The organism is Streptomyces sp. NPDC025721, assembly GCF_055558595.1.
The window spans coordinates 97,860-123,830 of sequence record NZ_JBVHMF010000017.1 but is presented as its reverse complement, the minus strand read 5'-3'; the positions used below and the strand labels follow the sequence as shown (position 1 = coordinate 123,830).

Sequence of the window (25,971 nt, the reverse complement as noted above, 5' to 3'; positions counted from 1 at the left end):
GGATCCACACGCCCCGGCGGTGGACCGTCAGCCGGAGTCGTCGAGTGGCATTAATCATGGATTCCATGGAAATTAAGTCAAGACCCGTGAGCTGAAGAATTCCTCTCAGCGGTCTCCGCGCCCGGTCAGACGCGGCGGGAGAAGTGCTCCACGCCGCCCAGTTCGTGCCGTTCGCGCAGTTGCCGGTCCACGTGGTCGAGGGCCAGCCGCAGCGCGCCCAGCGCCACCCCCTCGTCGCCGAACTCGGAGATGCGCACCTCGGGCGTGCGGATGCACCAGCGGTCCAGCTCGCGCCGCAGCGGCTCCGCGATCAGGTCGGCCGACCGGGAGAAACCGCCGCCGATCACGACCAGTTCGGGGTCCAGGGTCAGCACCAGCGCCGCCGTCCCGACGGCCACGTCCCGCACATAGCGCCGCACCACCGCCGCCGCCTTGCGGTCGCCCGCCCGCGCCGCCTCGAACACCGCTTCGGCCGCGGCCTCCTGGTCAACCGCTGTGTCCGCGTGCGCTCCCGCGCCCCGCCCCTGCGCCGACGACCCGGTGCGCTCCGGCGCGGGACCGGCCTGCGGCGGCCACGCGCGCAGGTGCTCCTGCGCCCTGATCCAGCCCGAGGCGGGCAGTGCTCCGATCTCTCCGGCCGCGTTGCCGAAGCCGCGGTGCAGCTTGCCGTCGATGATCAGCCCGGCGCCGGTCCGCAGACCGGCGAGGATCACCACCACGTCCTTGGCGTAACGCGCCGCCCCGCACCACGACTCGGCCAGCGCGGCCAGCTTGCTGTCGTTCTCGACCAGCGCCGGGCCGCCGACCAGGCGGCGCAGATGCGCTCCGACGTCCACGCCGGTCCACTCCGGCAGCGCCTCGGAGAGCATCACCCTGCCCGCGCCGTCCACCAGTCCGGTGGTGGCCACGCCCGTCGCCCACAGGTCGCCGGTGGTCAGGCCGCCGCCCGCGAGCGCTCCTGCCACCGCGCCGTCCAGCGCGGCCAGGCGCTCCTTGCGGCCCATGGCCGGCGCCACCGCGACCCGGGCGCTGTGCAGCACCGTTCCGTCCAGGTCCGCCACCAGCGCCAGGATCTTGTGGCCGCCGATGTCCACCCCGAGCACACGGCCCGCGTCGGCGCGGAACCGGAACCGCCGGGCGGGCCGGCCCACCATCCCGGCCGCGGCGGGCACCTCGGCCAGCCAGCCGTTGTCCAGCAACTCGCGCACCACGTCCTCCGTGGAGGCGCGCGACAGCCCGGTCCGCCGGGACAGCTCGGTCAGGGTCACCGCCGGTGCGGACCTCAGCTCCCCCAGCACGGCGAGGGAGTTGAGCTGCCGGAGCCGGGAGAGGTCGCCGCCGCTCGGAGTCTCGGTCACGACGTCCCCTTGAGTTTGGTTGCTGCGCGCTTAATAATGAGAGAGTCCATGATAAATAGGAAAGGATCCTATGTCTCGGGTGACTCTAGCTCTCGTCGGCGCCGGGCTGCGCGGACAGACCTACGCACGCCACGCGCAGGTCACCGGCACAGGGCGGGTGGTGGCACTGGCCGAACCCGATCCGGTGCGGCGCGCCGCCGCGGCCGAGGAGTTCGCCGTCCCGCAGGACCGGGTGTACGCCGACTGGTCGGAACTGGCGGCGGCGGGACGGCTCGCCGACGCCGCGATCGTGGCCACCCAGGACAGACAGCACACCGAACCGGCCGTCGCGCTGGCGGACCTCGGCTATCACGTGCTCCTGGAGAAGCCGATGGCCACCACCGAGGCCGAGTCCGCGGAGATCGCCGAGGCGGCCGAGCGGAACAAGATCATGCTCGCCGTCTGCCATGTCCTGCGGTACACCCCGTACACGCAGACGCTCAAGCGGATGCTGGACGAGGGCGCGATCGGCCGACTGGTCAGCGTCCAGCACCTGGAGCCGGTCGGCTGGTGGCACCAGGCGCACTCGTTCGTCCGGGGCAACTGGCGCCGCTCGGACACCTCGGCGCCGATGCTGCTCACCAAGTCGTGCCACGACATCGACTGGCTGGTGTACCTCTTCGGCCGCTCGCCGCGCCGGGTCAGCTCCTTCGGCAGTCTCACCCACTTCCGGGCCGAGGCCGCCCCCGCGGGCGCCGCCGCGCGCTGCACCGACTGCCCGATCGAGAGCACCTGTCCGTACTCGGCCAAGCGCCTGTACCTGGACTGTCTGGCGGACCCCGAGCGGCGCTACTGGCCGCTGTCCGCGGTCACCGAGGACCACACCGAGGCCGGTGTCCTTCAGGCGCTGCGCACGGGTCCTTACGGGCGCTGCGTCTACGCGTGCGACAACGACGTCGTCGACCACCAGGTGGTCTCGATGGAGTTCGACGACGGCGCCACCTGCTCGTTCACGATGAGCGCCTTCACCCCGCAGGAGCACCGCAGGACCCGGCTGCTGGGCACCCACGGCTATCTCGACGGCGACGGCGTCACCATCAGGACGGTCGACTTCCGTACCGGCGAGGAGGGCGTCGTGGACACCAGCACCACCGCGGGCGCCTCGGCCGCGGACGGTCACGGCGGGGGTGACGAGGCGCTGATGGACGCCTTCCTGGAGGCGGTCGCCACCGGAGACGGCGGCGTCCTGAAGTCCGACGCGGCGGCGAGTCTGGCCAGCCACCGCGTGGTGTGGGCCGCGGAGGAGGCCAGGACGACCGGCACCGTCGTCGCGCTCGCGTCCGCGGTCTGAGGAGCCGCGCCCCGGAGAAAACCGGCCCGCGCCCCGGAGCAGACCGGCCCGCGCCCCGGAGCACGCCGACCCGCGCCCCGGAGAAAACCGCACGGCGCCCCCGGACACGACCGGCCCGCGCCACCGCCGGTCAGTCGGCCACCGGACGCCGCACCCCCGTCGTGGACTCCCCCACCTCCAGCCGGTACGGGGCCACGTGCACCGCGTGCCCCGGCGGGGTCGCCGCGCCGATCCGGCCGGCCAGCGACGTGACGGCCAGCGAGGCGATGGCCGCTTTGTCGGGCACCACCGTCGTCAGCGAGGGAGTGGCGTAACGGCCCTCCTCGCTGCCGTCGACGCCGGCGACGGCGATGTCCCCGGGCACGGCGAGACCGGCCTCGTGGAAGGCCCGGATCGCGCCGACGGCCAGCATGTCGTTGAAGCAGAACACCGCGTCCGGGCGGCTCCCGGCGGGCAGGGCGGCCAGCGCGCGGCCCGCCCGCAGCCCGCTGCGCCGGTCGAACTCCTCGACCCGCGGCGCGAGTCGGGGGTCGAAGGACAGACCCGCCGCGTGCAGGGCGAGTTGGAAGCCCTCCAGGCGCTGCCTGCTGGTCGCCGAGCCCTGCCGGTCCACGCCGACGACGGCGAGCCGGGTCCGGCCGAGCGAGACCAGGTGGGCGGCGGCCTCACGGGCGGCGGCCACATTGTCGATCAGGACGTGGTCGGCGTGGAGTTGCTCCCGGCCGTCCTCGCGCTCGCCCAGCAGCACCAGCGGGAAACCGGCCGTGGTGGCGGCGAGTTGGTCGAAGGGCACCCGGAGCGGGGAGAGGATCACGCCGTCGAGCAGGGCCGCGCCGAGCCCGGTGGCCAGCCGCAGCTCCTCGCGGGGGTCGCCCAGCGTCTCCTCGATCAGGACGGTGAGACCGATCCGGGACGCCTCGGTCCTGATGTGGTGGGCGAGTTCGGCGAAGTAGGGCGTGGCCAGGAACGGCACCGCCAAGGCGATCAGCCCGCTGCGGCCGGTGCGCAGCCGTACCGCCGACGGGTTCGGACGGTACCCCAGTTCGCTCACCGCGACCATGACGCGCTCTCGGGTGGCGGGGGCCACTCTCGACATTCCGCGTACAACGTTGGAAACAGTCTTGACTGAGACGCCCGCACGATCGGCGACGTCCTTGAGCCGCACTGCTGTCACGTACCCGCCCTTCTCGGAGACGCCTCATTGTAGGGCAGTTCAACGCAGAGCGTCCCGCAGACGCGTGCAGGCGGCAGTCGTCCGCGCCCAAAGGGTTGACCGCCAGGACACACACTGGTTACAACGTTGGAACAGCCGGGCGAAGGAACCACTGGCCGACCCTGCCGGGGTCTCCGTGCGCCCGGACGCCGTGGGCGCGTGGCGGACCGCCGTCGCGCCCCCGGCGGTCGAGCGGCGGCCGGACAGCTCGTTTCCGCGCCACCGCCCGTGACGTACCGCCAGCCTCACGAGAGGGCCCGCATGTCCCCGCACCGCCCGAATCTCCCGCTGCGCACCGCCGTGGTGGGCACCGGATCCATCGCCCGAGGAAGTCACCTGCCCGCGCTCGCCGCTGTGGCGGCGGAGGGCTCGGTGGAGATCGTCGCCGTGGTCGACGTCGCCGAGGAGGCGGCCCGCGCCGCCGCCGAGGAGTTCTCCGTGCCGGGCGCCTTCACCGACCTCGACACCATGCTCGGCGAGGTACGCCCCGACCTGGTCGTCCTCTGCACGCCGCCCTCGCTCCACCGGGAGCAGGCCGTCGCCGCGCTGCGGACCGGCGCCCATGTGTGGTGCGAGAAGCCGCCGTGCCCCTCGCTCGCCGACTACGACGCGGTGACGGCCGCCGCCGAGCGGGGCCCCGGCGCCCCGACCGCGGCCTTCGTCTTCCAGCACCGGTTCGGCTCCGGCGCCCGCCACGTCCGCGAACTGCTGCGCGAGGGGGCCTTCGGACGGCCGCTGGTCGCGCACTGCCAGACCACCTGGTACCGGGGCGCGGACTACTACGCCGTGCCGTGGCGCGGCCGTTGGGACACCGAGGGCGGCGGTCCCGCCATGGGGCACGGCATCCACCAGAACGACCTGCTGCTCGACCTGCTGGGCCCGTGGCGGGAGATCCGCGCGATGGCCGCCCGGCTGGTGCACGACGTGCAGACCGAGGACGTCTCCACCGCCCAGGTCCGGTTCGCGAGCGGCGCGGTCGCCACCGTCGTCAACAGCGTGCTCAGCCCCGACGAGGTCAGCCGGATACGGATCGACTGCGAGCTGGCGACCGTCGAGCTCACCCATCTCTACGGCTACCGCAACGCCGACTGGCGGATCACCCCGGCCCCCGGCGTCCCGGCGCGGACGGCACGGGCCTGGAACGACTTCGGCCCCGACGAACCCAGCTCCCACCTGGCCCAACTATGCGCCCTCGTCGCCGACATCCGGGCCGGAACCCCGCACCCGACCGGCGGCGAAGGCGGCCGCGGGATCGTGGAGTTCACCGCCGCGCTCTACAAGTCCGCCTTCACCGACGCCACCGTCCGGGCGGGCGAGATCGGCCCCGACGACCCGTTCTACGCCGCCATGCACGGCGGTGAACCCGACCGGCTGCCGGTCGGCGCCCGCGAGGAGGAGCAGGCCGCATGACGCTGTCGCTGACCCACGTCCACGACGACCGGATCACCGTGACCCACCGGGCCACCGGTACCGAGCTGTTCGCCTACGTGTACCGCCCGGAGGCCGCCTGGGAGGCGCCGAAGCCGTACCTCCACCCGATCCGCACCCTCGGCGGTGGTCTGGTCACCGACTACCGCCCGAACGACCACCGTTGGCACAAGGGCCTCCAGCTCACCGCCTCGCACCTGTCGGGTCAGAATCTGTGGGGCGGCAACACGTATGTGCACGGCGAGGGGTACGTGGCGCTGCCCGAGCGGATCGGCTCGATGGCGCACGTCGGCTTCGACGAGGTGTCGGCGGGTCCCGACGGCGTGGTGATCGCCGAGCGCCTGACCTGGCACCCGTACGACGGCTCTCTCTGGGCCGAGGAGGACCGCAGGATCGAGGTCACCGCCGAGGAGGGCAGTTGGACCCTGACCTGGTCCTCGGCCGTCACCAACCGGCGCGCCGAGCCGTTGCGGTTCGGCAGCCCCACCACCGCCGGGCGGCCCGACGCCGGTTACACCGGGCTGTTCTGGCGCGGGCCGCGCGCCTTCCGCGACGGGCACGCCTTCACCGCGGACGGCGACAGCGCCGAGCGCGACCTCATGGGTGAGCAGGCGCCCTGGCTCGCCTACAGCGGCGAGCACGACGGACGCGACGGACACGCCACCGTCGTCTTCGAGCACGCGCCGGGCAACGACCACGCGGGCGAGAAGGGCACCCACCCCGCGCACTGGTTCGTGCGCACCGACCCGTTCGCCGCGGTCGCCCCGTCCTTCGCCTTCCACGAGGAGCTGGTCCTGGCCCCCGGCGAGGTCCTGGACCGTACGTACCGCGTCCATGTCGCCGACGGCGCCTGGGACCGTGCGGCGGTCACCGCCCATCTGGAGCGGCACCCGTGGTGACGGCGGGCTACGACGGGTTCCCCGGGGCGGTCGCGGTCTCCCGGCTGAGCGTCTACGACTGGCCGACCGTGGACGGCAGGCCGGGCGGCGGCACCCCGCACCTCCATCTGACGTGCAGCGAGGGGTACGTGGTGACCGACGGCGAGGGCGCCGTGCAGACCCTGACCGCCTCCGGTTTCGAGGAGACCCCGCTGCGCGCGGGCACCGTGGCCTGGTTCACCCCCGGCACCATCCACCGGCTGGTCAACGACGGCGGGCTGCGGATCACCGTCGTGATGCAGAACGGCGGACTCCCCGAGGCGGGCGACGCCGTCCTCACCCTGCCCCCCGACCGGCTGACCGACCCCGAGGTGTACGCGGCGGCGGTCCGGCTGCCGACGAGCGGGAGCGAGCGGGAGCTGGTCGGCGCGGCGCGGGCCCGCCGTGACCTCGCCACCCGCCGTTTCCTCGATCTGCGCGACGCGCTCGCCGCGGATGATCCGGAGCCGCTGGCTGCCTTTCACCGCGCGGCGGCCGAGCTGGTGCGGCCACGCCTGGCCGACTGGGAGCGGCGCTGGCGCGAGGGCGCCCACGCGGCGGTGACCGCCACGCACGACCAGTTGGCCGCTCTCGGTGACGGCGACGCGCGCCATCTGGCCGACGCCCGTACCCACGCGAGCGGACCCGCCGCGACCGGACGGTTCGGGATGTGCGGCCGTCTCGACGTCTACCACGACGGGTGAGCCGAACGGCCCGTCCCCGCCCCTCGGCGTCCGCCCACGACGGGTGAGCCGTACGGCCCGTCGCCGTTCCCAGCCCCCGTGCGGCGGCGGGCGCCTCGTGCCACCGCTCCACCCACCCACCCGCCCACCCACCCACCCCGGAAAGGCCACCATGCCCGAGCCCCGAAGCGGCCGGCGTCGGTTCCTCCGCCGCCGAGCGGTCGCCACGGCGGTCGCCGCCGGTTGCAGCACCGTTCTGCTGGCCGCGCTCACCTCCTGCGGCGCCTCCGGCGCCTCGGGCGGTCACCTCACCCTCACCTTCTCCTGGTGGGGCAACGACGAACGCCAGGCCCGTACCGAGAAGGCGGTGCGCCTGTTCGAGAAGGCGCACCCGGACATCAGCGTCCAGATGTCCAACGCCGACTTCGGCTCCTACAAGCAGCGGCTGTCCACCCAGGCCGCGGGCGGCGGGATACCGGACCTGGCGCAGCTCGACTACCGCCAGATCTCCCAGTTCTCCACCGGCGGCGCGCTGCTTCCCCTGGACCGGTACGTCAAGGACGGCACCCTCGACACCGCCGAGATGGACACGTCCTTGGTGCGCACCGGCTACCTGGCGGGAAAGCAGTACGCGCTGCCGATGGGCCGCGGGATCACCGGTTACGTCTACGACGCCGACGTCTTCGACACCGCCGGTGTCCCGGCGCCGCAGCCCTCGTGGACCTGGCAGGACTGGGCCGACGCCAGTGCGAGGATCGCCGGGCTGAAGCTGAAGTCCCCCGACGGGCGGACCGTGGCGGGCGGCAACGACGGCGGGAGCAACGAGGACGTCTTCGAGGACTGGTTGCGCAGCCACGGCAAGCAGCTCTACGCGAGCCCCACCGAGCTCGGCTACACCGAGAAGGACCTCGCCGACTTCTGGACCTTCTTCCACGAACTCCAGAAGGCGGGGGCGGTGGTCTCGGCCAAGGACAGCGCGCAGGCCGACGCGACGGGCATCAGCGCCTTCAGCCGCGGTCTGGACGCCATGGACTACTCCTGGGACGCGACCTTCACCGGCTTCACCAGCCCGACCGGGCACGCGATGCGCTTCGCGCCGGTGCCCACCATCGACGGCAAGGCGGGGTCGTACTTCAAGCCGACGATGCTGATCGGCATCGGCGCCCACTCGAAACACCCGCAGGAAGCGGCCCAGTTGATGAACTTCCTCCTCAACGACCCGCAGGCGGGGAACATTCTGGGCGTCACCCGCTCCCAGCCGCCCAATCGGAAGATCGCCGCCGAGGTGAACAGCAAGCTGACAGGACCGGAGTTGAAGGTCTGGCAGTTCGACGAGGTGATGCAGAAGTACGGCGTGCGGCCGCCGCCGTCCGCACCTCCCAAAGGTGACGTCGCGATCCAGAGCGCCTTCGTCCGCGAGTACCAGCGGGTGGAGTTCGGCCTGGCGTCGCCCGCGAAGGCGGCCCATGAGCTGGTCGTCCAGGCGAAGCAGGAGTTGGAGTCATGAGCGTCGCGCGGATCGAGACGGCCGAGGCCGCCGGGCGGCCCGAGGACACGCCGGGACCGGACCGGCGCACCCGCCGCGGCCGGGAGGCGCGCTGGCCCGCGTATGTGTTCCTCACCCCGTGGATGATCGGCGCGGTCGCGGTGACCCTGGTGCCGATGGCGGTCTCCCTCTATCTCTCCTTCACCAGTTACGACATGCTATCCACCCCGCACTGGGTGGGCCTGCGCAACTACTCGGAGATGCTGACCGCCGACCCGCGGTTCTGGCGGTCGGTCCTGACCACCCTGAAGTACGTGGTGATCGCCGTCCCGCTCAAGCTGGCCCTCGCGCTGGGCGCCGCGATGCTGCTCAAGCGGCTCAGCAGCCGGGGCCGGGGTTTCTACCGGTCGGCGTTCTACGCCCCGTCCCTGCTCGGCGCGAGCATGTCGATCGCGCTGGTGTTCCGGGCGCTGTTCAACGACGGCGGCACGATCGACAACGTCCTCGGCACCTTCGGCATCCACATCGGCGGCTGGGTCGGCAATCCGCATCTGGCGACCTACGTCGTGGTGCTGCTGACGGTCTGGCAGTTCGGCGCCCCCATGGTCATCTTCCTGGCCGGTCTCCAGCAGATCTCGCCGGAGCTGTACGAGGCGGCGGCGCTCGACGGGGCGGGCGCCTGGCGGCAGTTCGTGTCCGTCACGGTGCCGATGCTCTCGCCGGTGGTCTTCTTCAACCTGGTGCTCGAAGTGATCCAGTCCTTCCAGGTCTTCACGCCCGCCTTCGTCGTCAGCGGCGGCAACGGCGGACCGGCCGACTCGACGCTCTTCTACACGCTCTATCTGTACGAGCGCGGCTTCACCGCCTCGCACATGGGCTACGCCTCGGCCATGGCCTGGCTGATGCTGCTCGCCATCGCGGCCGTCACCGCGGTGCTGTTCAAGACCTCCCGGTCCTGGGTGTTCTACGCGGACGAGGCGGAACGATGAATCTGACCCTGCGCCGCCGGCTGCCCCACACGGTCGCCCTGATCGCGCTGCTCGCCCTGCTCTACCCGCTGCTCTGGCTGCTGGTGACGTCCGTCAAGCCCGCCGACGAGGTGGTGACCAGCGTCGATCTGTGGCCCCGGCACTTCGAGTGGAGCAACTACACCACCGCGCTCGACGGCGTCTCGGGCGTCTCGGTGACCCGGTTGCTCGGCAACAGCATGCTGATCGGCCTCGGTTCGGTGATCGGCACGGTGACGTCCTGCTCGCTGGCCGCGTACGCCTTCGCGCGGCTGCGGTTCCGGATGCGCGGCCCGATGTTCGCCTTCACCGTGGCCACGCTGATGCTGCCGCAGCACGTGGTGCTGATCCCGCAGTACATCATCTTCAACAAGCTCGGCATGATGAACACCTACTGGCCGCTCATCCTGCCCAAATTCCTCGCGGTGGACGCGTTCTTCGTCTTCCTCATCGTGCAGTTCATGCGCAATCTGCCCAGGGACCTGGAGGAAGCGGCCAGGATCGACGGCTGCGGCCCGTTCCGCTCGTTCTTCCACATCGTCCTGCCGCTGAGCCGGCCCGCGCTGATCACCACCGCGATCTTCTCGTTCATCTGGTCCTGGAACGACTTCTTCGCCCAGATGATCTACCTGCTCTCGCCGGAGAAGGCCACCATCACGCTGGCGCTGCGGAGCTTCGTCGACCAGTCGAGCACCTCCGCCTACGGGCCCATGTTCGCCATGTCGGTGATCTCCGTGCTGCCCATCGTGCTGTTCTTCCTCGTGTTCCAGCGCTATTTGGTGCAGGGCATGGCCACTTCAGGACTGAAGAGCTGAGGAGGACCGATGAGTCACCCACCCGTCGTTTCCCGCCGGGCCCACCGCGAGCCGGGCGAGGTGTTCGGCTCCGGCTTCACCCTCTTCGCCGACATGCTGCTGGTGGGCGTGGTCACCGCCGTGGCCTGCCTGCCGGTGGTCACCGCCCCGGCGGCGCTCTCCGCCGCCTGCGCCGTGTTCCGCCGGACCGCGGCGAACGGCGTGCAGGTCCGGCTCGGCGACCTGCTGGCCGAGGTACGAGCCCGGCTGACCCTGCCCGCGCTGCTCAAGGGCCTGGTGCCGCCCGCGTTCGCCGTGCTGTTCCTGCTCGACGAGGAACTGCTGCGCTCCGGGCTGCCCGGCGCGGCCCTCATGGCGCCGGTCCTGATGCTGCTCGCCCTCGGCGCGGCGGCCGTCGGCCTGCGCGCGGTCGCCCTGGACGGACCGCACCGGCTCTCGGGCCGCGAGGCCCTGGCGCGTTCCCTGGCCGACCCGCGCGGCACCGCCCTGCTGGCCGGAGCCGTCGTCCTGGCGGCGCTGCTGCTGTGGGCCATGCCCGTCCTCCTGCCGCTGCTGCCCGGCCCGTTGGCGTTCGCCGCGACCGCCGTGGACCTGCGGCGCCCCGCCGACCCGTACGACCGCTGACCGGCGCACCCGGCCGCCGCCCGCGTCCCGCCATCCGTCAAGACTCACCTCCGGAGCACTCCCCCATGCCCCACACACACCTCGACGCGGCCGGTCACCCCCGGCCGCAACTGGTCCGCGACCCCGACTGGCACGACCTGTGCGGCCCCTGGCTCTTCGCCCACGACGACGCCGACACCGGGCGCGCCGAGCGCTGGATGGACCCGGCGGTCACCGAGCCCTTCACCACGACGATCACCGTCCCGTACCCGCCCGAGTCCAAGGCGTCCGGCGTCCACGACACCGGCCACCACCCGGTGGTCTGGTACCGCCGCTCCCTCGATCTGCGCCGGCCCGCCTCCGGCCGCCTGCTGCTGCACTTCGGCGCGGTGGACTACCGCGCCGAGGTGTGGCTGGACGGGCGGCCGGCAGGGCGGCACGAGGGCGGGCACACCGGGTTCACCTGCGACCTGACGGACGTTCTCGACGGCGACGGCGAGCATGTGCTCGTGGTCCGCGCGGAGGACCAGCCGCTGGACGCGGCGCAGCCACGGGGCAAGCAGGACTGGCGGCGCGACCCGCACGTCATCTGGTACGAGCGCACCACCGGGATCTGGCAGCCGGTGTGGCTCGAAGAGGTCCCCGAGGAGCACGTCACCGTCCTGCACTGGCTGCCCGACGTCGCCCACGCCCGGGTCGGCTGCCGGGTCCGCCTCAGCCGCTGGCCGCGCGGCCCGCGCGACCTCACGGTCCGCCTCACCGTCGGCGAGCGGGTGCTGGCCGAGCAGCGGATCCGTACCGAGGGCCAGGAGACCGCCTTCGACATCTCCGTCCCCGCGCTGCGGCACGGCCAGGACCTCGACGACCTGCTGTGGCGCCCGGAGAAGCCGCACCTGGTGGACGCCGCCGTGACGGTCACCGACCCCGCCGACGGGACCCGCCTCGACCAGGTCTCCTCCTACCTGGGCCTGCGCGACCTCGGCTGGGACGACGGCGTCTTTTTGCTCAACCACCGGCCGTACTTCCTGCGCATGGCGCTCCAGCAGGGCTACTGGCCCGAGTCCCACCTCGCCGCGCCCGGGGAGGCGCTGCGCCGGGACGTGGAACTCGCCAAGGAACTGGGGCTCAACGGGCTGCGGATCCACCAGAAGATCGAGGATCCGCGGTTCCTGTACTGGGCCGACCGGCTCGGCCTGCTGCTCTGGGAGGAGATGCCGTCGGCCTACGTGTTCGGCGCGCCGACCGTGGAGCGGGTGGCGCACGAGTGGACCGAGGCGATCCGCCGGGACCTCAGCCATCCCGCGATCGTCGCCTGGGTTCCGGTCAACGAGTCCTGGTCGGTGCCGAATCCGGCGCTGGTGCCGGAGCAGCGGCACTTCATGGACGCGCTGTACCACCTGACGAAGGCGCTCGACCCGACCCGGCCCGCCGTCTCCAACGACGGCTGGGAGCTGTCGGCGGCCGACATCTGGGGCGTCCACGACTACACCCAGCACGCCTCGGTCCTGGCCGACCGCTACGGCCACGCGGCCCTGCGCCAGGGCGCGTTCACCGAGCGGTGGCCCGCGGGCAAACGGCTCACCCTGGAGGGCGTACGCCACCAGGGCCAGCCGGTGGTGCTGAGCGAATTCGGCGGCGCCACCTTCGAACCGGCCGACGGCGAGAACTGGTTCGGGTACGACACGGTGGCCACCGAGGAGGACTTCACCGCGCGCCTCGACGCCCTGGTGACCGCCGCCGTCGACTCCGGCCTGGCCGGCTTCTGCTACACCCAGTTGACCGACACCCTCCAGGAGACCAACGGCCTGCTCACGGCGGACCGCGAGCCGAAGGTGCCGACGGAGACGGTGCGCGCGATCGTGGGACGGCCGCGGACGCTCGGATGAGACGGAGGGCGCCGCCCTGACGCCTGCCCGGACGCCGCTCGGCCGGAGCCGGGTCAGGCGTCGGGTGCGCCACCGTTCTGCGGCGTCGGTCAGCCGCCGGTCGTGAAGACCGGTTCCAGATCGGCCCACCGGTCGGCGGTCGCGTACACGGGGATGAGGTCCAGCGGCGCGGCCCGTTCGACGACCCGGCCGCCGGTGTGGGTCCGCCCGGTCCAGACGTCGACCCAGTCGCCGTGCGGCAGATAGACCTCACGGCCGGTGGCGCCCGGCTCGGTGACCGGGGCGACCAGGAGCGCGGAGCCGAGCCGGAACTGGTCGGGGAAGTCCCAGATGCGCCGGTCCCGGGGATCGTCGAAGAACAGCCCGCGCATCAGCGGCTTCCCCTGTACCAGACCGGTGCGGGTCTCCTGCGCCAGGTACGGCACCAGCCGCTCGCGCAGGTGGGTGTACGTCCGGGAGATCTCCAGCACGCGCGGGTCGCCGGAGCGGTCCGCGATGTTCCACGGCGTACGGTCGCGCAGCGGCAGCCGATGGTGGTTGTACTCCGAGTGGTACTGCATGATCGGCATGAAGCAGGACGCCGCGAGGGCCCTGACGTACAGCTCGGCGTCCGGGACGTCCCCGGAGAACCCGGCGATGTCCCAGCCCCAGTAGACGATGCCGCAGGCCGAGGCGGTGATGCCGGCGGTGAGGGAGTGCCGGTAGGCGTCCCAGGTGGAGTCCTCGTCGCCCGCCCAGAAGACGCCCGCGTTCTGCGAGCCGGTGAACCCGGCACGGCTGAAGGTGACCGGCGCCTTGCCGCACTCCCGCAGCAACTCGCCGTACGCGCGCGGGTATTCGACGGTGAACAGATTGTTGGTCAGCGCGCCCGTCGTGCCGTCGTCGTACCGCAGGTCGTCGCCCCAGGCGTGTTCGCCGCCGTCGGTCTTGAAGCCGTCGACGCCGACCTCCTCCACCAGATAGCGGCGCTTGGCGAGCCACCACTGGCGTGCCTTGGGGTGGGTCAGGTCCGGCATCAGCGCCTGGGGGAACCACCAGCCCCTGTTGCGGTAGGGTCGCGTGCCGCCCTCCTCCATGACGGTGTACCCGTGCTCGATCATCGCGCGGGCGTCGGCGGCGGCCTGGCCGCGCGGCGCCGGGCGCGTCTTCATCAGCGGGATCTGCCAGAGCAGCACCTTGATGTCGCGGCTGTGCAGCTCGTCGACCATGCCCTTGGGGTCGGGCCAGGCGCCGTCCGGCGGGAAGGTGAAGTCGGCCAGGCGGTGCGGAGCGCCGTCCTCCGTGACCGGGTACCGCGCGTCCCGGAAGGCGGTGAAGGTCGCCTCGTCGCTCCACGCCTCGATGACCAGCGCTCCGACCGGGATGTCCTCGTCGCGGTGGCGGTCCATCTCGGCCATCACCCTTTGCTGGGTGTTCCATTCGTTGCCGCTGGCCCACAGGCGGAAGACCCAGTCGGGCAGTTCCTCGGGGCGTCCGGCCTCGTCGAGGAAGGCGGACAGCAACTCGTGGGGCGCGCCGCCGAAGCAGACCGTCTCGACCGCGCCGTCCGGCGGGGTCTGCGCCTCGATCCACAGCAGGTCCGGGTCGCTCGCCGCGATGTCGTACCAGGTGCGCCGCGAAGTGCGGACGTGGAAGGCCCAGTTGTCCGCGCCGTCCCCGCCGAGCACCATCGCGAACGGCATGGGCAGGTACGTACGGGTGGTGAAGCCCTGCCCCTTGTACTGCTCGAAGACCTGGGCGTCCAGGATGTGTCCGCGTTGGTCGACGGCGTTGTAGCGCTCGCCGAAGCCGACCACATGCGCGTCGGGCGCCAGCCGCAGCGCGAAGCGGACCCGTAGCACCGCACCGTCGGCGGCCACCAGGCGGGAGGCGGACCCCTCGACCAGTCGGCCGGTGTCCGCGGTGACCCGCAGCAGCGCGGCCCCCTCGCGCCACACCGCGGGGGCGACGGTGTGCCAGGACGTGGCACGGGTGCGGCCGTCGCGGTGCCTGGCCACGAAACGGTAGCGGGCGGCCGTGCCCTCGGCGAGCGGGGCGGGGCGGACGACCCAGCGGGTACGGTCGCCGCGCCCGCTCGCGGCCGCCGCGAGGTGACTGTCCGAGTCTCCGCCGTTGTCACCGGCCGGGTCGGTGCCGCCTTCGACGGCGGCGGTCAGCGCGGTGACGCCGTCACCGGCGTCCCACTCGCACACCACGGCCTCGACATCGGCTCCGGTGGAGGCGCGTACCTCGAACGGCTCACCCGCCGACGGGATCACGGGCACGCGCTGGTCGTCGGTCGGCTCGTAGGGGTGGCCCGAGCCGTGCGGACGGTGGCGGATCATACGGAGACTCCGAGTTCATGGGCGAGGATGAGGTACATGGCGTGGGACCAGAGCAGCGGGGTGGCGTTCGGCCCCCACCGCTCCTCCCACTCCGCGAGGTGTTCCGGCGCCAGCAGGCGTACGCCCGGGGCCTGTTCCGGCAGCAGTCCGTCGGCGGTGGACCGCGAGGCGATCCACTCCAGCTCGCGCAGGGCGTCGCCGGTACGGCCGACGCGTGCGTAGTGCCACCCGAGCAGCCCGGCGAGCACGGGCCACTGGCCGCCGCCGTAGAAGACGTCCTGGAGGTAGCGGTGCACGCCGCCTTCGGGCTCCACCAGGTCGCGCTCGATCGCGGCGAGCGTCGCGCGCGCGACCGGTCCCGCCGGGTCCACAGAGCCGAACGGGGTCAGGCAGGCCAGCAGGCTCGCGTCCACCGCCGCGCCGCCCAGCCACTTCGCCAGGCCGCCGCCGTACAGGCCCTGTTCGCGGACGAGGGTGTCGATCCGGGTGACCGTGGGTCCGCAGCGCCCCGCCGTGTCGAGTCCTGCCGCGCCGACTGCCGCGAGGCCGCCGCGGATGGCGCCGAGCGTGGCCCCGTGCCGGTGCTCCTTGGACTCCTCCCACCAGTCGTAGCAGGGCAGGTCCCAGGTCGCGGCGAGGTAGCCGACGATGAGGCGGATCGCCTCGCGGTAGGGGGCGGGGTCGCCGCCGTGCCGGCGCAGGTGCTCGGTGAGCGCCCACAGCCAGGTGCCGTAGCCGTCGGTCTGGAAGTCCCACCAGCCGACGTCCCCGGTGTCCGCGCCGTCCAGGGTGTACCGGGTGGGCAGCAGATCGGCCTCGGCGGGCTGTCCTCCCGCCGCCCGTACGGCGATGATCCGCTCGATACGGGAGGCGCGGTCCGTGATGACCTTGGCGCACCACCGGTGGAAGGCGTCGGCGGAACCGGTCGCGCCGTACCGCGATGCGGCCTCCGCGACGAACGAGCCGTCGCGGAACCACGAGTAGCGGTAGACCTCGTAGCCGGGGCAGGCCGGGTACGCCCCGGAGGCGGCCTGGTGGGCGGTGATCACCTCCAGGCTGCGGCGGGCGAGGCGCGCGTGGCCGGGTGACTGCGTCGTGGAGGTGGACAAGGCTGGTGTCTCCTAAGCGGGCGATACGGGTGTCGCCGGGTGTGGCGGAGGGGAGCGGGGGGTTCGGGCGCCCGCGTGAGTGTCAGGTCTCCCGCGGGCGCCCGAAGTCTCACTTCAGCAGGGCGGTGACCTGCGCGGCCGCCTGCGACAGCGCCTTGGCGACGTCCGTCCGGCCGGCGGCGGCGTTGGTGAGGGCGTTGTTGATGATGTCCTGCATCTGCTGCTGCTTGGCGATGACGGGCGAGGCGGCCTGGTTCTTCAGGGAGTCGAAGACGGCCTGGCGGTTGGCCGGCTTGCCCGCGGTGAGGTATCCGGCGACCTTGCCGGTGTCGGACAGCGGCGGGAGCTCCCAGGAGGAGTCGACGCGGGTCTTCGCGGTGATGTCGGATGTGGTCAGGTAGTTCAGCCACTTGAAGGCCGCGCCGGAGTGCGCGGTGGCCTTGGAGACGGCGACGGAGTTCTGGAAGACCGCGCTGGCCTTGTGGGTGTCACCGGGTTCGACGGCCACGTCCCAGTCGAAGGGGACGTCCTTCAGGGCGCTGAACTGCCAGTTGCCGTTGTGCCACATGGCGAGCTTGCCGGCCTTGAAGAGGTTGGTGTCGAAGTCGGGGGTGCTCGCGCTCTTCGCGGCGTCGGGCATCGTCCGGTTGTTCTTGCCGATCAGCCATCTCGCGGCGGTGACGCCCTGTGGGCTGTCGAAGGTCGCTCTCGCGCCGTCGGCGGAGAAGAAGGAGCCGCCCGCCTGGTCGAGGGCCTTGGTGAACTCGTTGAAGCTGATGGGCTGGTAGTCGCCCCATACGCCCTTGGCGCGGTCGGTGAGCTTGAGCGCGGCGGCCTGCTCGTCCTTCCAGGTCCAGTCCGCGGTGGGGACGGGGACGCCGGCCTTGGCGAAGAGGTCCTTGTTGTAGATGAGGACCACGGTGGAGAAGGACTCCGGCAGCGCGTACTGCTTGCCCTTGTACTGTGCCGCTTCGAGGTTGGCCGGGGCGTACGCCGACGCCTTGTAGGCCGGTTCCTCGGCGGCGGGGTCCGTCAGGTCGAGCAGGGCGCCGGAGGAGGCGTAGGTGACCAGGCTCTGCTGGTCGAGTTCGAAGGTGTCGGGCGCGGTGCCGCCGGCGATCGAGGTCTGGAGCGTCGTGGCGTAGTTGGCGTAGGGGACGGCCTGGACCTGGATCTTGACGGTGGGGTTCTGCTTCTCGAACGCGGCGACGATCGTGTCGAGGTCCTTGGTGTGGTCGGGGGCGGAGGAGAACGTCATGTAGCGGACGGTGGTCACGCCGTTGTCCGAGGTCGTTCTGGTGGCGGAGCCCTGGGAGCAGGCGCTGGTCAAGGCCAGTGCCGCGAGACCGGTGGCGAGGGTGATGTGGCGGGTGCGCATGGCGGATTCCTCGGGGTGGTGGCGAGTGGGAGGGTGTTCGGGAGGTGCGCCGGGGGGCGGGGCCGCTCGGGCGGCCGGCTACTTCAGGCCCGACTGGGCGACGCTCTGGACCACGTGCTTCTGGGCGAAGAGGTAGATGGCCATGATCGGGAGGGTGCTGAGGACCGATCCGGCCATCACCACGTTCCACTGGGTGCCGAACTGGCCCAGGAGGTCGGCCAGTGCCAGCGGGAGGGTCTTGAACTCCGGCGAGCGGATGATGACCAGCGGCCACAGGAGGCTGTTCCAGCTGGCCATGAAGGCGAAGACGGAGAAGGTCGCGAGCGACGGGCGTACCAGCGGCAGCACCACAGAGCCGAAGATCCGCAGGTGGCCCGCGCCGTCCAGCCGGGCCGCCTCGTCCAGTTCCCGGGGTACGGCGTCCATGGCCTGGCGCAGCAGGAAGACTCCGAAGCCCGAGGCGAGGGTCGGGGCGAGCAGGGCGAAGTAGGTGTCGACCAGATTCAGGGCCTTCATCTCCGCGAAGAGCGGGACGATCAGGACCTGGAGCGGGATCATCATGGTGGCGAGGTAGAGGGCGAAGACCAGGCCCCTGCCGCGGAAGCGCAGCCGGGAGAAGGCGTACGCGGCCATGGAGCTGGTGATCAGCTGCACGACCGTCGAGACCAGGGCCAGGCAGAGGCTGTTGACGGCGACCCGGGTGAAGGGCATCGCGCGGAAGAGGCTGCGGTAGCCGTCCGCGCTGACGGTGTCGGGTATCAGGGAAGGGGCGGAGATCCCGCTGCCGTGCGGTTGCAGCGAGGTGATCAGCACCCACAGGAACGGGAAGAGCATTCCGGCCGCCCCGAGGACGACCAGGGCGGTGACGCCGGCGGCCCGCAGCCGTCGGCGGGTGCTCGTGCGCGGGCCCCGGTCCGCGGTACGGGACGGCGGGACGCGAGGGAGGTCCGCTGCGGGCACGGGCTGTCGGGCGGGGGTCGTGGTCAGTTCAGGCATGGGTCACCCACCGCCGCTGGACTCGGGTCATGACCGCGGTGACGGCCATCATCACGGCGAAGAGCAGCCAGGACAGGGCCGAGCCGCCGCCGACCTGCCCGTACCGGAAGGACAGGTCGTAGACCTCCTCGACGACGGTGCGCGAGGACCCGGCGGGGCCGCCGCCGGTCATCACGAAGACCTGGTCGAACACCTGGAAGCCGTTGATCAGGGAGATGAGGACGACGAAGTAGGTGGAGGGCGAGAGCAGCGGAAGCGTGATGCGCCGGAACCGCTGCCAGGCGTTCGCTCCGTCGATGGTGGCCGCTTCGTACAGCTCCCGCGGGATCGCCTGGAGCCCTGCCAGCAGGATGACCATGACGAAGCCGAGGTCCTTCCACGCCGAGGCGAGGATCACCGAAGGCAGCGCCCAGGTCGGTGAGGCCCACCAGTCGGGGGTGGGCAGGCCCACGCCGCCCAGGACCCGGTTGAGCAGTCCCCCGTCGGGGCTGAGGATCCACTTCCAGGTCAGCGAGACCATCACCCAACTGGTGATGACCGGCAGGAAGTAGACCGACCGCAGGACGCCGCGGCCCCGCATGCGGCGGTTGAGGGCGAGCGCCAGGACCAGGCCGCCCACGTACACCAGCGGGAGGTAGCCGGCGATGAAGTACACGGTGTGCAGGAACGCGACCCGGGTGTCGCCGTCGCCCAGCAGGTGGCGGTAGTTGGCGAATCCGACCCAGCGCATCGGGGAGATCAGGTCCCAGGAGTGGAGGCTGATCCACAGCGAGGAGACCATCGGCGCGAAGGTGAACAGCAGCAGCGGGACGGCGCTCGGTGCCAGGAAGAACAGCACCGCGCCGCGGTTGCGCCACTTCCGCCGTCGGGCGGCGGCGGCTGCCGGGACGGACGCCGGGGCGGACACCGGTCCCCGGCCAGGGCGTACGGAAAGGGGGCCGATGGTCATCTGGCGCTCCGTTCGACCGCCGCGCCGCCGAGCCCGTGGATCCGTCGGCGCGGATCGACGCTGCCGACGCCGCCGTCCAGGGACGCGGCGAGCACCAGGGCGGCGGCGCCCTGCGCCCAGATGGTGTCCGTGTACGGCTCGACGGTGATCGCCAGTTCCCGGGCGCGGCGGGGGGCGTGGCGTTCGAACGCCTCCCGGACACCCGGTTCCCACCAGGGCCAAGAGCGGGTCCCCTCCCCCATGACCACGATCTCCTGCGGGTCCAGGAGCGTGGCGAGTCCCGCCAGTTGGCGGCCCAGGAGCTGTCCGGCCTCGCGCAGGATGCGACGTGCCGTCGCCGTACGGTCATCGGCGCCGCCCGAGTCGTTGGCGCCGTCCGCACCGTCCGAGCCGTCCGCACCGTTGGCGCCGTCCGAGCCGTTCGCGAGGTCCGCGAGGTCGGCGGGCGTGGCGCCCTCGCCGAGGATGCCGGCCGAGCGCGCCGTACGGAGCAGGGCGTCGTCGCTGATCAGGGCTTCCAGGCAGCCGCGATTCCCGCAGGTGCACGGCGGCCCGTCCGGATCGACCGGGACGTGGCCGAAGTCTCCGGCGCCCCCGTGGGCGCCCCGGTAGACATGGCCGCCCGCGACGACGGCCAGGCCGATGCCGCGGCCGATGGTGACCACCAGGAAGTCGTTGAGGCTGCGTCCCCGCCCGTACAGGCGCTCACCGCTGCCCAGGGCGTTGACGTCGTTCTCCACCAGGACGGCGAGCCCCAAGGAGGCGCCGAGCATGGTGCCGAGCGGCACGTTCTCCCAGTTCAGCATCGCCGCGTCCACGACCCCGCTGTCCGGGCGGTCGACGGTGCCGGGCACGCCCACTCCTATCCCCAGCAGCGGGGGCACCCCCTGCGCGGACTCGGTGAACGGCCGCAGGAGTTCGGCGATCGCGGGCACCGCCTCCAGCGCCGTGGCGTCGAAGGGGACCGTCATGGTCTCGGTGACCCGTCCGTCCAGCCGCATGTCGACCAGCGCGACGTGGTCGACGGCCACCTTGACGCCCAGCGCCCGGCCGGCGCTGCCGACCAGACCGATCAGCCGACCGCGACGGCCGCCCCGGGAGGGCTCCTGCCGGTCGAGCTCTTCGATCACTCCTTGCGTCAGCAGCCGCCGCGTCACCTGGGTCAACGTCGCCGGACTCATCCCGAGGTCCCGCGCGAGCGCGGCCCGCGACATCGGCCCTGCCCTGCCCAGCAGTGCCAGCACGGCGGTGCTGGTGAGATCCTCGCCCGACGACCCGTTCATTCGCACTCTTTCTTTACTGGATAAATAAACTGCCTGAACGTTAGAGCGGGCTCACGACCACGTCAACCCCCGGTTTCCATGACGTTTCGGCCACCGCCGGGCGCACGTCCGCCGCGGCCCGCGCACCGGCGCGCCCGGTGGGACGCCTGGGGCGTCAGTGCTGCCGGAGTGCGGGCTGTCGGACGGTGTTGGCGCGGCCTATAGTGCGGTTGCGACAATGCGACGCGGAGGAAACCACGACGTGAATCGCAGTCGTGGAACCGCGCGCGTGCCGTGCGGGGCCGGGGCACCGCCTCCTGGGAGTTCCGTGATGGACAACGGTCGTCTGAGGGTTGAGACGCTCGGGCCGCTGCGCGCGTACGCGGCGGGACGGGAACTCGCTCTCGGCCCGCCGAAGCAGCGCGCGGTCTTCGCCGTCCTCGCGCTGAGCGGCAACGCGGTCGTCTCGCGCGACCGTCTGATCGACGGGGTGTGGGGCGAGTCGCCCCCGACCACGGCCGTCGGCAGCCTGCACACCTACGTGTCCGGTCTGCGCCGGGCGCTGGACGGTCTCGGTGAGCCGCTGACCAGTTCGGCGGCGGGCTACTCGCTGCTGCTCGACCCCGACGGCCTCGACGTCACGGTGGCCGAGCGGCTGGCGGCGCGGGCCAGGTCCCTGGCCGCCGGGCGGGAACCGGCCGCCGCGGTCACCGTCTTCGAGGAGGCGCTGGCCCTGTGGCGCTCGGGCACGGCGCTCGGCGGTCTGCCGGGACCGTTCGGCGCGGAGCACCGCGCCTGGGCGGCCGACCTTCGGTTACGGCTGGTGGTGGAGCACGCCGAACTGCTCCTGGAACTGGCCCAACCCGCCGCCGCGGCCGACCGGTTGGCGCTCCACGTGGCCGACCATCCCTACGACGAGCGCCTGCGCGCCCTGCTGATCACGGCCCTGAGCCGCAGCGGCAGGACCGCCGACGCGCTCGCCCGCTATCACGATCTGCGCAAGCTCCTCGCCGAGGATCTGGGCATCGACCCGTCGGCCGAACTGCGGGCGCTGTACGCGTCGTTGCTGGCCGACAGCGCCGGTGCGGACACCGCGCCCGCCGCCCCCGCTGCCGCCGCGGCCCCGGTGCGCCCCGCGCAACTGCCGCGCGAGGTCGCCGACTTCATCGGCCGGGAGGACGCGGTGCGCCGGGTGCTGGACGCGGCGCGGGACGCCGCGCCCGACGGCGGGGGCGAGGCCGCGCCGCCGCGGATCGTGATGGTCGTCGGGGTCGGGGGCGTGGGCAAGACCGCGCTGGCGGTGCGGTGCGCCCACCTGCTGGCCGACGCGTACCCGGACGGCCAGTTGTATGTGAACCTGCGCGGCTTCGACCCCAAGCGCCCGGCCCGCTCCCCCGCCGACGCCCTGCACCACCTACTCGCCTCCTCGCACGCGGGGACGGTCCCGACCGACCAGGAGGAGCGGGTCGCGCTGTGGCGCAGCATCGTCCGGGACAAGCGCATGCTCATCGTGCTGGACAACGCCGAGTCGGCCGACCAGGTCGAGGACCTGCTGCCGGGCGACGGCCCCTCCTTCGTCGTCGTGACCAGCCGCAACCGGCTCAGCGGCCTCGCGGTGCGGTACTCGGCGCACCGCGAGACGCTCTCCCCGCTCACCGCCGACGAGTCGCTGAGCATGCTGCGCACCTCGATCGGGGACGCGCGGGTCGGCGCCGAACTGCCCGCGGCCCGGCGGCTGGCCGAGCTGTGCGACCGCCTGCCGCTGGCCCTGCGGATCGCCTCGGAGCAGGTGACCTCCGGTTCGTCCCAGGTGCGGATCGCCGACCTGGCGGCCGAGTTGGAGGACGTGCGGTACCGGCTCGACGCGCTCCAGATCCCGGACGACGAGCTGTACTCGGTGCGCGGCGTGCTCTCCTGGTCCTACGCCCGGCTGGACGCGCGGGCGGCGCACGCCTTCCGCACACTGGGGCTGTTCCCCGGGGTGAGCATCCGCGCGGAGGCGGCCACCGCGCTGCTGGACGTCCCGGCGCCGGTGGCCGCCGCCGCGCTGCGCAATCTCGCCGCGCAGCACCTGATGGAGACCACCGGCAACGGCTACTGGATGCACGACCTGACCCGTATCTACGCCGAGGAGGTCTCCGGCGACGGCGAGAGCGCCGAGGCCCGCAAGGGGGCGCTGCGCAGGGTGCTGCACTGGTATGTGCGGACCCTCACGCAGGACTACAAGTCCAACGCGGTCAAACTCCCCTTCACCCTCGACCCGGTGGCCCCGCACGCGCCGCTGCGCTTCGCGGACCAGAAGGAGTTGGTGACCTGGTGCGTGCAGGAGTGGGACAACATCTCCCCGCTCCTGCGCATGGCGCAGCGCATCGGCTGCCACGACGAGGCGTGGCAGTTGGCCTATCTGCTCTTCGACTACTTCTACGCGGCCGGGCAGACCAAGGACTGGGTCGAGGTGCTGCGGCTCGGGGTGCGCAGCACCGAGATGGTCGAGGACCGGCGGGCCCAGGCGGTGCTGCTCAACCATCTGGGCGTGGCCTACTCCCGGTTGGGGGACAACGAGGCCGCGGTGCACGAACAGCGGCGCGGTCTGCGGCTGTTGGAGGACCTGGGCGACGACGTCCTGCGCACCAGCCTGCTGGGGAATCTGGCGTCCACGCTCCGTGAGGCCAAGGAGTACCGGGCCGCGCTGTCCTACGCCAGTCAGGCCCTGGACCTGGCGCGCCACAGCGGCCACGAGTACTACGAGGCGGGCTGCCTGGACGTGCTGTGCGAACTCCACGCCGAGCTGGGCGAGTTCGAGGACTCGCTCTGGTACGGCACCTTCGGCCTCGCGGTGTCACGGCGCTGCGGGAACGTCCTGCTGGAGGCCAACATCCTGATCAATCTGGGCGGCGCCGAGTACGGGCTCGCCCACGACGAGAAGGCGCTGCGGTACTTCCAGGAGGCGTTGACGCTGTGCGAGTCGAGCGGCGACCACTACCACGAGGCGCTGACGCTGTTCGGTCTCGCCAAGGTGAAGCGGGCCAGGGCGGAACCGGACTCCGCCCGCGCCCTCGCGGACCGGGCGCTGTCGCGCCTGAGGGAGCTGGGCGCGGAGGAGGTCGGCGACGTCACGGAGTTCCTGCGCGCTCTGGACGCGGGACCGCAGGAAGCTCCGGCCGAGCAGCCAGGACCGCGCGCCGGTCGGTACCGTCCCACGGTCCGCGCTGTCCCCGCTGCCAGATCAGCACCGCCTCGACCCGGCTCTCGGCACCCAGCGACCTGAAGATCCGGTTGATGTGGTTCTTCACAGTCTTCTCGCTCACGTGCAGGCGCGCGGCGATCTCGGCGTTGCGCGCGCCTCGGGAGACCAGGGCCATCACTTCGTGCTGACGGCGGGACAGGGCCGGGGCCGGGTCCTCGGGGGCGGTGTCCTCGGGGGCCGCGGGCGCGTGCGGCCGTACCTCCAGGGCCGGTTGCCCCGCAGGCGGCAGGCTCTCCACCGCGACCGCGCTCAGCCGGTACTCCGCGCACAGCCGGCGCGGGTCCTGCCCAACCTGAGGGACCGCGGGCGCGGCGGCGGGGGCGACGGCGACCTCGACGTAGGGCATCCGCAGGAATTCCACGTCGAGATTCTTACGGGCGAAGACCTGGCGGATCTGGGCGAGGATGTCCGGGCTCACGATGGCGATCCGCACCCGGGTCGGGCTGATCGGCGCGGAAGTGGCGACGACTGTCATACGACCAGCGTGGCCGGGGCCGCTTCATACTTTCTTCGCGTTCGGTTCACGCGCCGGAGGCGTCGGCCGACGGCTCGCTCCGCGCGGAGGCCGACGAGCCGGTCGGCTGCTGATCCGGCGCGGGCCGGTCCATCTCGGCCAGTTGGGCCAGCACCTCGTCCTGGGTGGGGACGTCGACGCGGTTCGCCCAGCGCAGAGTCGTGACGATCATGTCGAAGAGCAGCACGACGGCCTGCACGGGTTCCGCGTCGATGTCGCCGTCGGTCAGCACGGTGAAGGTCAGCAGCCCCCAGGTGCCGGGCGCGTCGGGGTTCGAGACGTAGTACGAGACCCGCCAGGACGGCGCCTTGCGGCCGACCCGGCTGCTGTCCACCACCGAGGCGACCCGTACCGCCGGGGCTCCGCCGATCTCCAGATAGGTGCCGTCGGCCCCGGCGTCGGCGAGGAGGGAGGCCAGCAGCTTCTCCGGGTCCTCGGTCTCGTCCTGGCTCTCCAGGACCGTCACCAGCATCGATCCGGGCAGCCGGACGCCACTGAACTCCTGGAGCGGGAGCAGCACCGAGCGGGCGTTCTGCCGCGCGGCCTCCTCCGTCGCCTCCGTCAGCTCCTTGCGCAGCATCCGCCGCCACGGGCCCGCCGAGTCGCGCGGCAGCGAGTCCGGCACATGGTGGCGGATCACCGCGTCGACGGTCCTGCGGCGCAGCGCGGTCGTGTCGGGCGTGGTGGGAATCTGCACCCAGCCGTCGGGCAGGACGAGTTCGAAGTCGATCACCGCTGGCTCCCCTCGGTGGTGGTGGCGAACCCGAGCCTGGCCGGGCCCCCGTCGGCCGGAGGCGCGCAGTCGTGGGCGATCTGCTGCATCAACTGCTCCACGCCCGCGCTGATCAGCGCCATCAGCCCCATCTCGAAGACGACCGTGGTCAGTACGACGTCGGAGCTGACGCTCGCGGCGCCGCCGACCGGCGGCACGTCCAGGCGCATCGCGGCTTCGGCGCGTCCGAACGCCGCGCCCTCCGGGGTCCGTCCGAGGGCGAAGACCTGCACTCCGTCGCCGATCGGGGTCGTCACGTAGTCGATCGTCGGCTGCCGGGCGTCGCCGTCGCGGCCGGAGGCGCCGACGACCTCCATCAGGTAGTTGGGGTCCTCCTCCCGGGGGCGGCGGAATTCCACCACCACCGGGACCGGCGCCCAGCGCGCGCTGCCCTGAACGAACGCCGCGCCCCAGGCGAGCCGGGACCACGCGGGCAGTTGGCCCGCCCGGTGCAGCAGCCATGCGGCGGCGCCCTGCCCCACCATGTCGGACGTGAAGGGGAATTCGACGCCCGCCTCGGCGGGCCAGGCCAGCCGCGCCGAGTCCAGGCCCTCGGACGTCCAGTCGGCGAACAGCGCCACGATGTGCGCGGTCCAGGCCGCGTACTCCTCGTCGTCCGGCCGGATGTCGGGCACCCATTCCCAGTGCCAGGGCAGTCCGTCCGGCGCGGCCAGATCGTCGCTCATGTCGTCTC

General features: G+C 72.3%; 20 protein-coding genes and 1 pseudogene. 10 read left to right on the top strand and 11 right to left on the bottom strand.

Translation table 11 applies throughout. From position 1 onward, the window contains the following. Nucleotides 1-125 precede the first annotated feature (125 nt). Nucleotides 126-1,358, bottom strand: a complete 1,233-nt coding sequence (locus tag ACZ4EF_RS23340; RefSeq protein WP_467506314.1) for an ROK family transcriptional regulator — start codon at nt 1,356-1,358, stop codon at nt 126-128. A gap of 70 nt (nt 1,359-1,428) precedes the next feature. Between ACZ4EF_RS23340 and ACZ4EF_RS23335 the strand changes: the two genes are divergently transcribed. After that, the gene (locus tag ACZ4EF_RS23335) at nt 1,429-2,688 is read left to right on the top strand and encodes a Gfo/Idh/MocA family protein (protein ID WP_391051254.1); all 1,260 of its coding nucleotides are present in this window, start codon (nt 1,429-1,431) and stop codon (nt 2,686-2,688) included. Nucleotides 2,689-2,818: 130 nt separating this feature from the next. Here the strand turns inward: ACZ4EF_RS23335 and ACZ4EF_RS23330 are convergent, their stop codons facing one another. Next, on the bottom strand, nt 2,819-3,862 hold the full coding sequence (locus tag ACZ4EF_RS23330; RefSeq protein ID WP_467506313.1) for a LacI family DNA-binding transcriptional regulator: 1,044 nt from the start codon (nt 3,860-3,862) through the stop codon (nt 2,819-2,821). Nucleotides 3,863-4,162: 300 nt separating this feature from the next. Here ACZ4EF_RS23330 and ACZ4EF_RS23325 point away from each other — a divergent pair, with 300 nt between their 5' ends. The 8 genes from ACZ4EF_RS23325 (at nt 4,163) to ACZ4EF_RS23290 (ending at nt 12,726) form a co-directional block, all read left to right on the top strand. Further along, nucleotides 4,163-5,311 (top strand): Gfo/Idh/MocA family protein, encoded by a 1,149-nt coding sequence (locus tag ACZ4EF_RS23325; protein ID WP_467506312.1) that lies wholly within the window; start codon nt 4,163-4,165, stop codon nt 5,309-5,311. Next, nucleotides 5,308-6,228, top strand: coding sequence for a DUF6807 domain-containing protein (locus ACZ4EF_RS23320; RefSeq protein ID WP_402713301.1), 921 nt, complete (start codon nt 5,308-5,310; stop codon nt 6,226-6,228). The genes ACZ4EF_RS23325 and ACZ4EF_RS23320 overlap by 4 nt, the downstream gene beginning before the upstream one ends. After that, a complete protein-coding gene (locus ACZ4EF_RS23315) occupies nt 6,225-6,950 on the top strand; it encodes a cupin domain-containing protein (RefSeq protein ID WP_401720904.1) in 726 nt (241 codons plus the stop codon). The genes ACZ4EF_RS23320 and ACZ4EF_RS23315 overlap by 4 nt, the downstream gene beginning before the upstream one ends. Nucleotides 6,951-7,101: 151 nt before the next feature. Beyond that, nucleotides 7,102-8,436, top strand: coding sequence for an ABC transporter substrate-binding protein (locus ACZ4EF_RS23310; RefSeq protein WP_467506311.1), 1,335 nt, complete (start codon nt 7,102-7,104; stop codon nt 8,434-8,436). Further along, on the top strand, nt 8,433-9,404 hold the full coding sequence (locus ACZ4EF_RS23305; RefSeq protein ID WP_467506310.1) for a carbohydrate ABC transporter permease: 972 nt from the start codon (nt 8,433-8,435) through the stop codon (nt 9,402-9,404). Before ACZ4EF_RS23310 ends, ACZ4EF_RS23305 begins: the two co-directional genes overlap by 4 nt. After that, the gene (locus tag ACZ4EF_RS23300; protein ID WP_401719931.1) at nt 9,401-10,237 is read left to right on the top strand and encodes a carbohydrate ABC transporter permease; all 837 of its coding nucleotides are present in this window, start codon (nt 9,401-9,403) and stop codon (nt 10,235-10,237) included. The genes ACZ4EF_RS23305 and ACZ4EF_RS23300 overlap by 4 nt, the downstream gene beginning before the upstream one ends. 9 nt (nt 10,238-10,246) lie before the next feature. Continuing rightward, complete coding sequence (locus ACZ4EF_RS23295) at nt 10,247-10,861, top strand: hypothetical protein (RefSeq protein ID WP_355335517.1); 615 nt, start codon at nt 10,247-10,249, stop codon at nt 10,859-10,861. A gap of 65 nt (nt 10,862-10,926) precedes the next feature. After that, entirely contained in the window at nt 10,927-12,726 is a 1,800-nt protein-coding gene (locus ACZ4EF_RS23290; RefSeq protein WP_401854760.1) for a glycoside hydrolase family 2 protein, read from the top strand. Between the two features lie 89 nt (nt 12,727-12,815). On the opposite strand, the gene ACZ4EF_RS23285 is transcribed toward ACZ4EF_RS23290, so the two are convergent. From ACZ4EF_RS23285 to ACZ4EF_RS23260, 6 genes are all read right to left on the bottom strand, one after another. Then, on the bottom strand, nt 12,816-15,050 hold the full coding sequence (locus tag ACZ4EF_RS23285) for a glycoside hydrolase family 31 protein (RefSeq protein ID WP_467506309.1): 2,235 nt from the start codon (nt 15,048-15,050) through the stop codon (nt 12,816-12,818). Further along, nucleotides 15,047-16,159 (bottom strand): glycoside hydrolase family 15 protein, encoded by a 1,113-nt coding sequence (locus ACZ4EF_RS23280; protein ID WP_467506308.1) that lies wholly within the window; start codon nt 16,157-16,159, stop codon nt 15,047-15,049. The genes ACZ4EF_RS23285 and ACZ4EF_RS23280 overlap by 4 nt, the downstream gene beginning before the upstream one ends. A gap of 109 nt (nt 16,160-16,268) precedes the next feature. Next, nucleotides 16,269-17,537 carry an ABC transporter substrate-binding protein gene (locus ACZ4EF_RS23275; RefSeq protein WP_467506307.1) on the bottom strand — a complete coding sequence of 423 codons (1,269 nt, stop codon included), beginning with the start codon at nt 17,535-17,537 and terminating at the stop codon, nt 16,269-16,271. 78 nt (nt 17,538-17,615) lie between these two features. Beyond that, nucleotides 17,616-18,533 (bottom strand): carbohydrate ABC transporter permease, encoded by a 918-nt coding sequence (locus ACZ4EF_RS23270; protein WP_467506306.1) that lies wholly within the window; start codon nt 18,531-18,533, stop codon nt 17,616-17,618. After that, nucleotides 18,526-19,482: a carbohydrate ABC transporter permease gene (locus tag ACZ4EF_RS23265; protein ID WP_355335531.1), complete on the bottom strand. Its 957-nt coding sequence runs from the start codon at nt 19,480-19,482 to the stop codon at nt 18,526-18,528. Before ACZ4EF_RS23265 ends, ACZ4EF_RS23270 begins: the two co-directional genes overlap by 8 nt. Further along, the gene (locus ACZ4EF_RS23260) at nt 19,479-20,765 is read right to left on the bottom strand and encodes an ROK family protein (RefSeq protein WP_467506305.1); all 1,287 of its coding nucleotides are present in this window, start codon (nt 20,763-20,765) and stop codon (nt 19,479-19,481) included. The genes ACZ4EF_RS23265 and ACZ4EF_RS23260 overlap by 4 nt, the downstream gene beginning before the upstream one ends. Nucleotides 20,766-20,982: 217 nt before the next feature. Here ACZ4EF_RS23260 and ACZ4EF_RS23255 point away from each other — a divergent pair. Further along, nucleotides 20,983-23,817: pseudogene (locus tag ACZ4EF_RS23255) on the top strand (AfsR/SARP family transcriptional regulator); the annotation flags it as partial. A gap of 40 nt (nt 23,818-23,857) precedes the next feature. Here the strand turns inward: ACZ4EF_RS23255 and ACZ4EF_RS23250 are convergent. From ACZ4EF_RS23250 to ACZ4EF_RS23240, 3 genes are read right to left on the bottom strand one after another with little or no spacing between them, the layout of a single operon-like run. After that, nucleotides 23,858-24,466, bottom strand: coding sequence for a helix-turn-helix transcriptional regulator (locus ACZ4EF_RS23250; protein WP_467506304.1), 609 nt, complete (start codon nt 24,464-24,466; stop codon nt 23,858-23,860). Between the two features lie 46 nt (nt 24,467-24,512). Further along, nucleotides 24,513-25,238 carry a hypothetical protein gene (locus ACZ4EF_RS23245; RefSeq protein ID WP_391051227.1) on the bottom strand — a complete coding sequence of 242 codons (726 nt, stop codon included), beginning with the start codon at nt 25,236-25,238 and terminating at the stop codon, nt 24,513-24,515. Then, nucleotides 25,235-25,963 (bottom strand): hypothetical protein, encoded by a 729-nt coding sequence (locus ACZ4EF_RS23240; RefSeq protein ID WP_355335539.1) that lies wholly within the window; start codon nt 25,961-25,963, stop codon nt 25,235-25,237. Before ACZ4EF_RS23240 ends, ACZ4EF_RS23245 begins: the two co-directional genes overlap by 4 nt. Nucleotides 25,964-25,971: the final 8 nt, after the last annotated feature.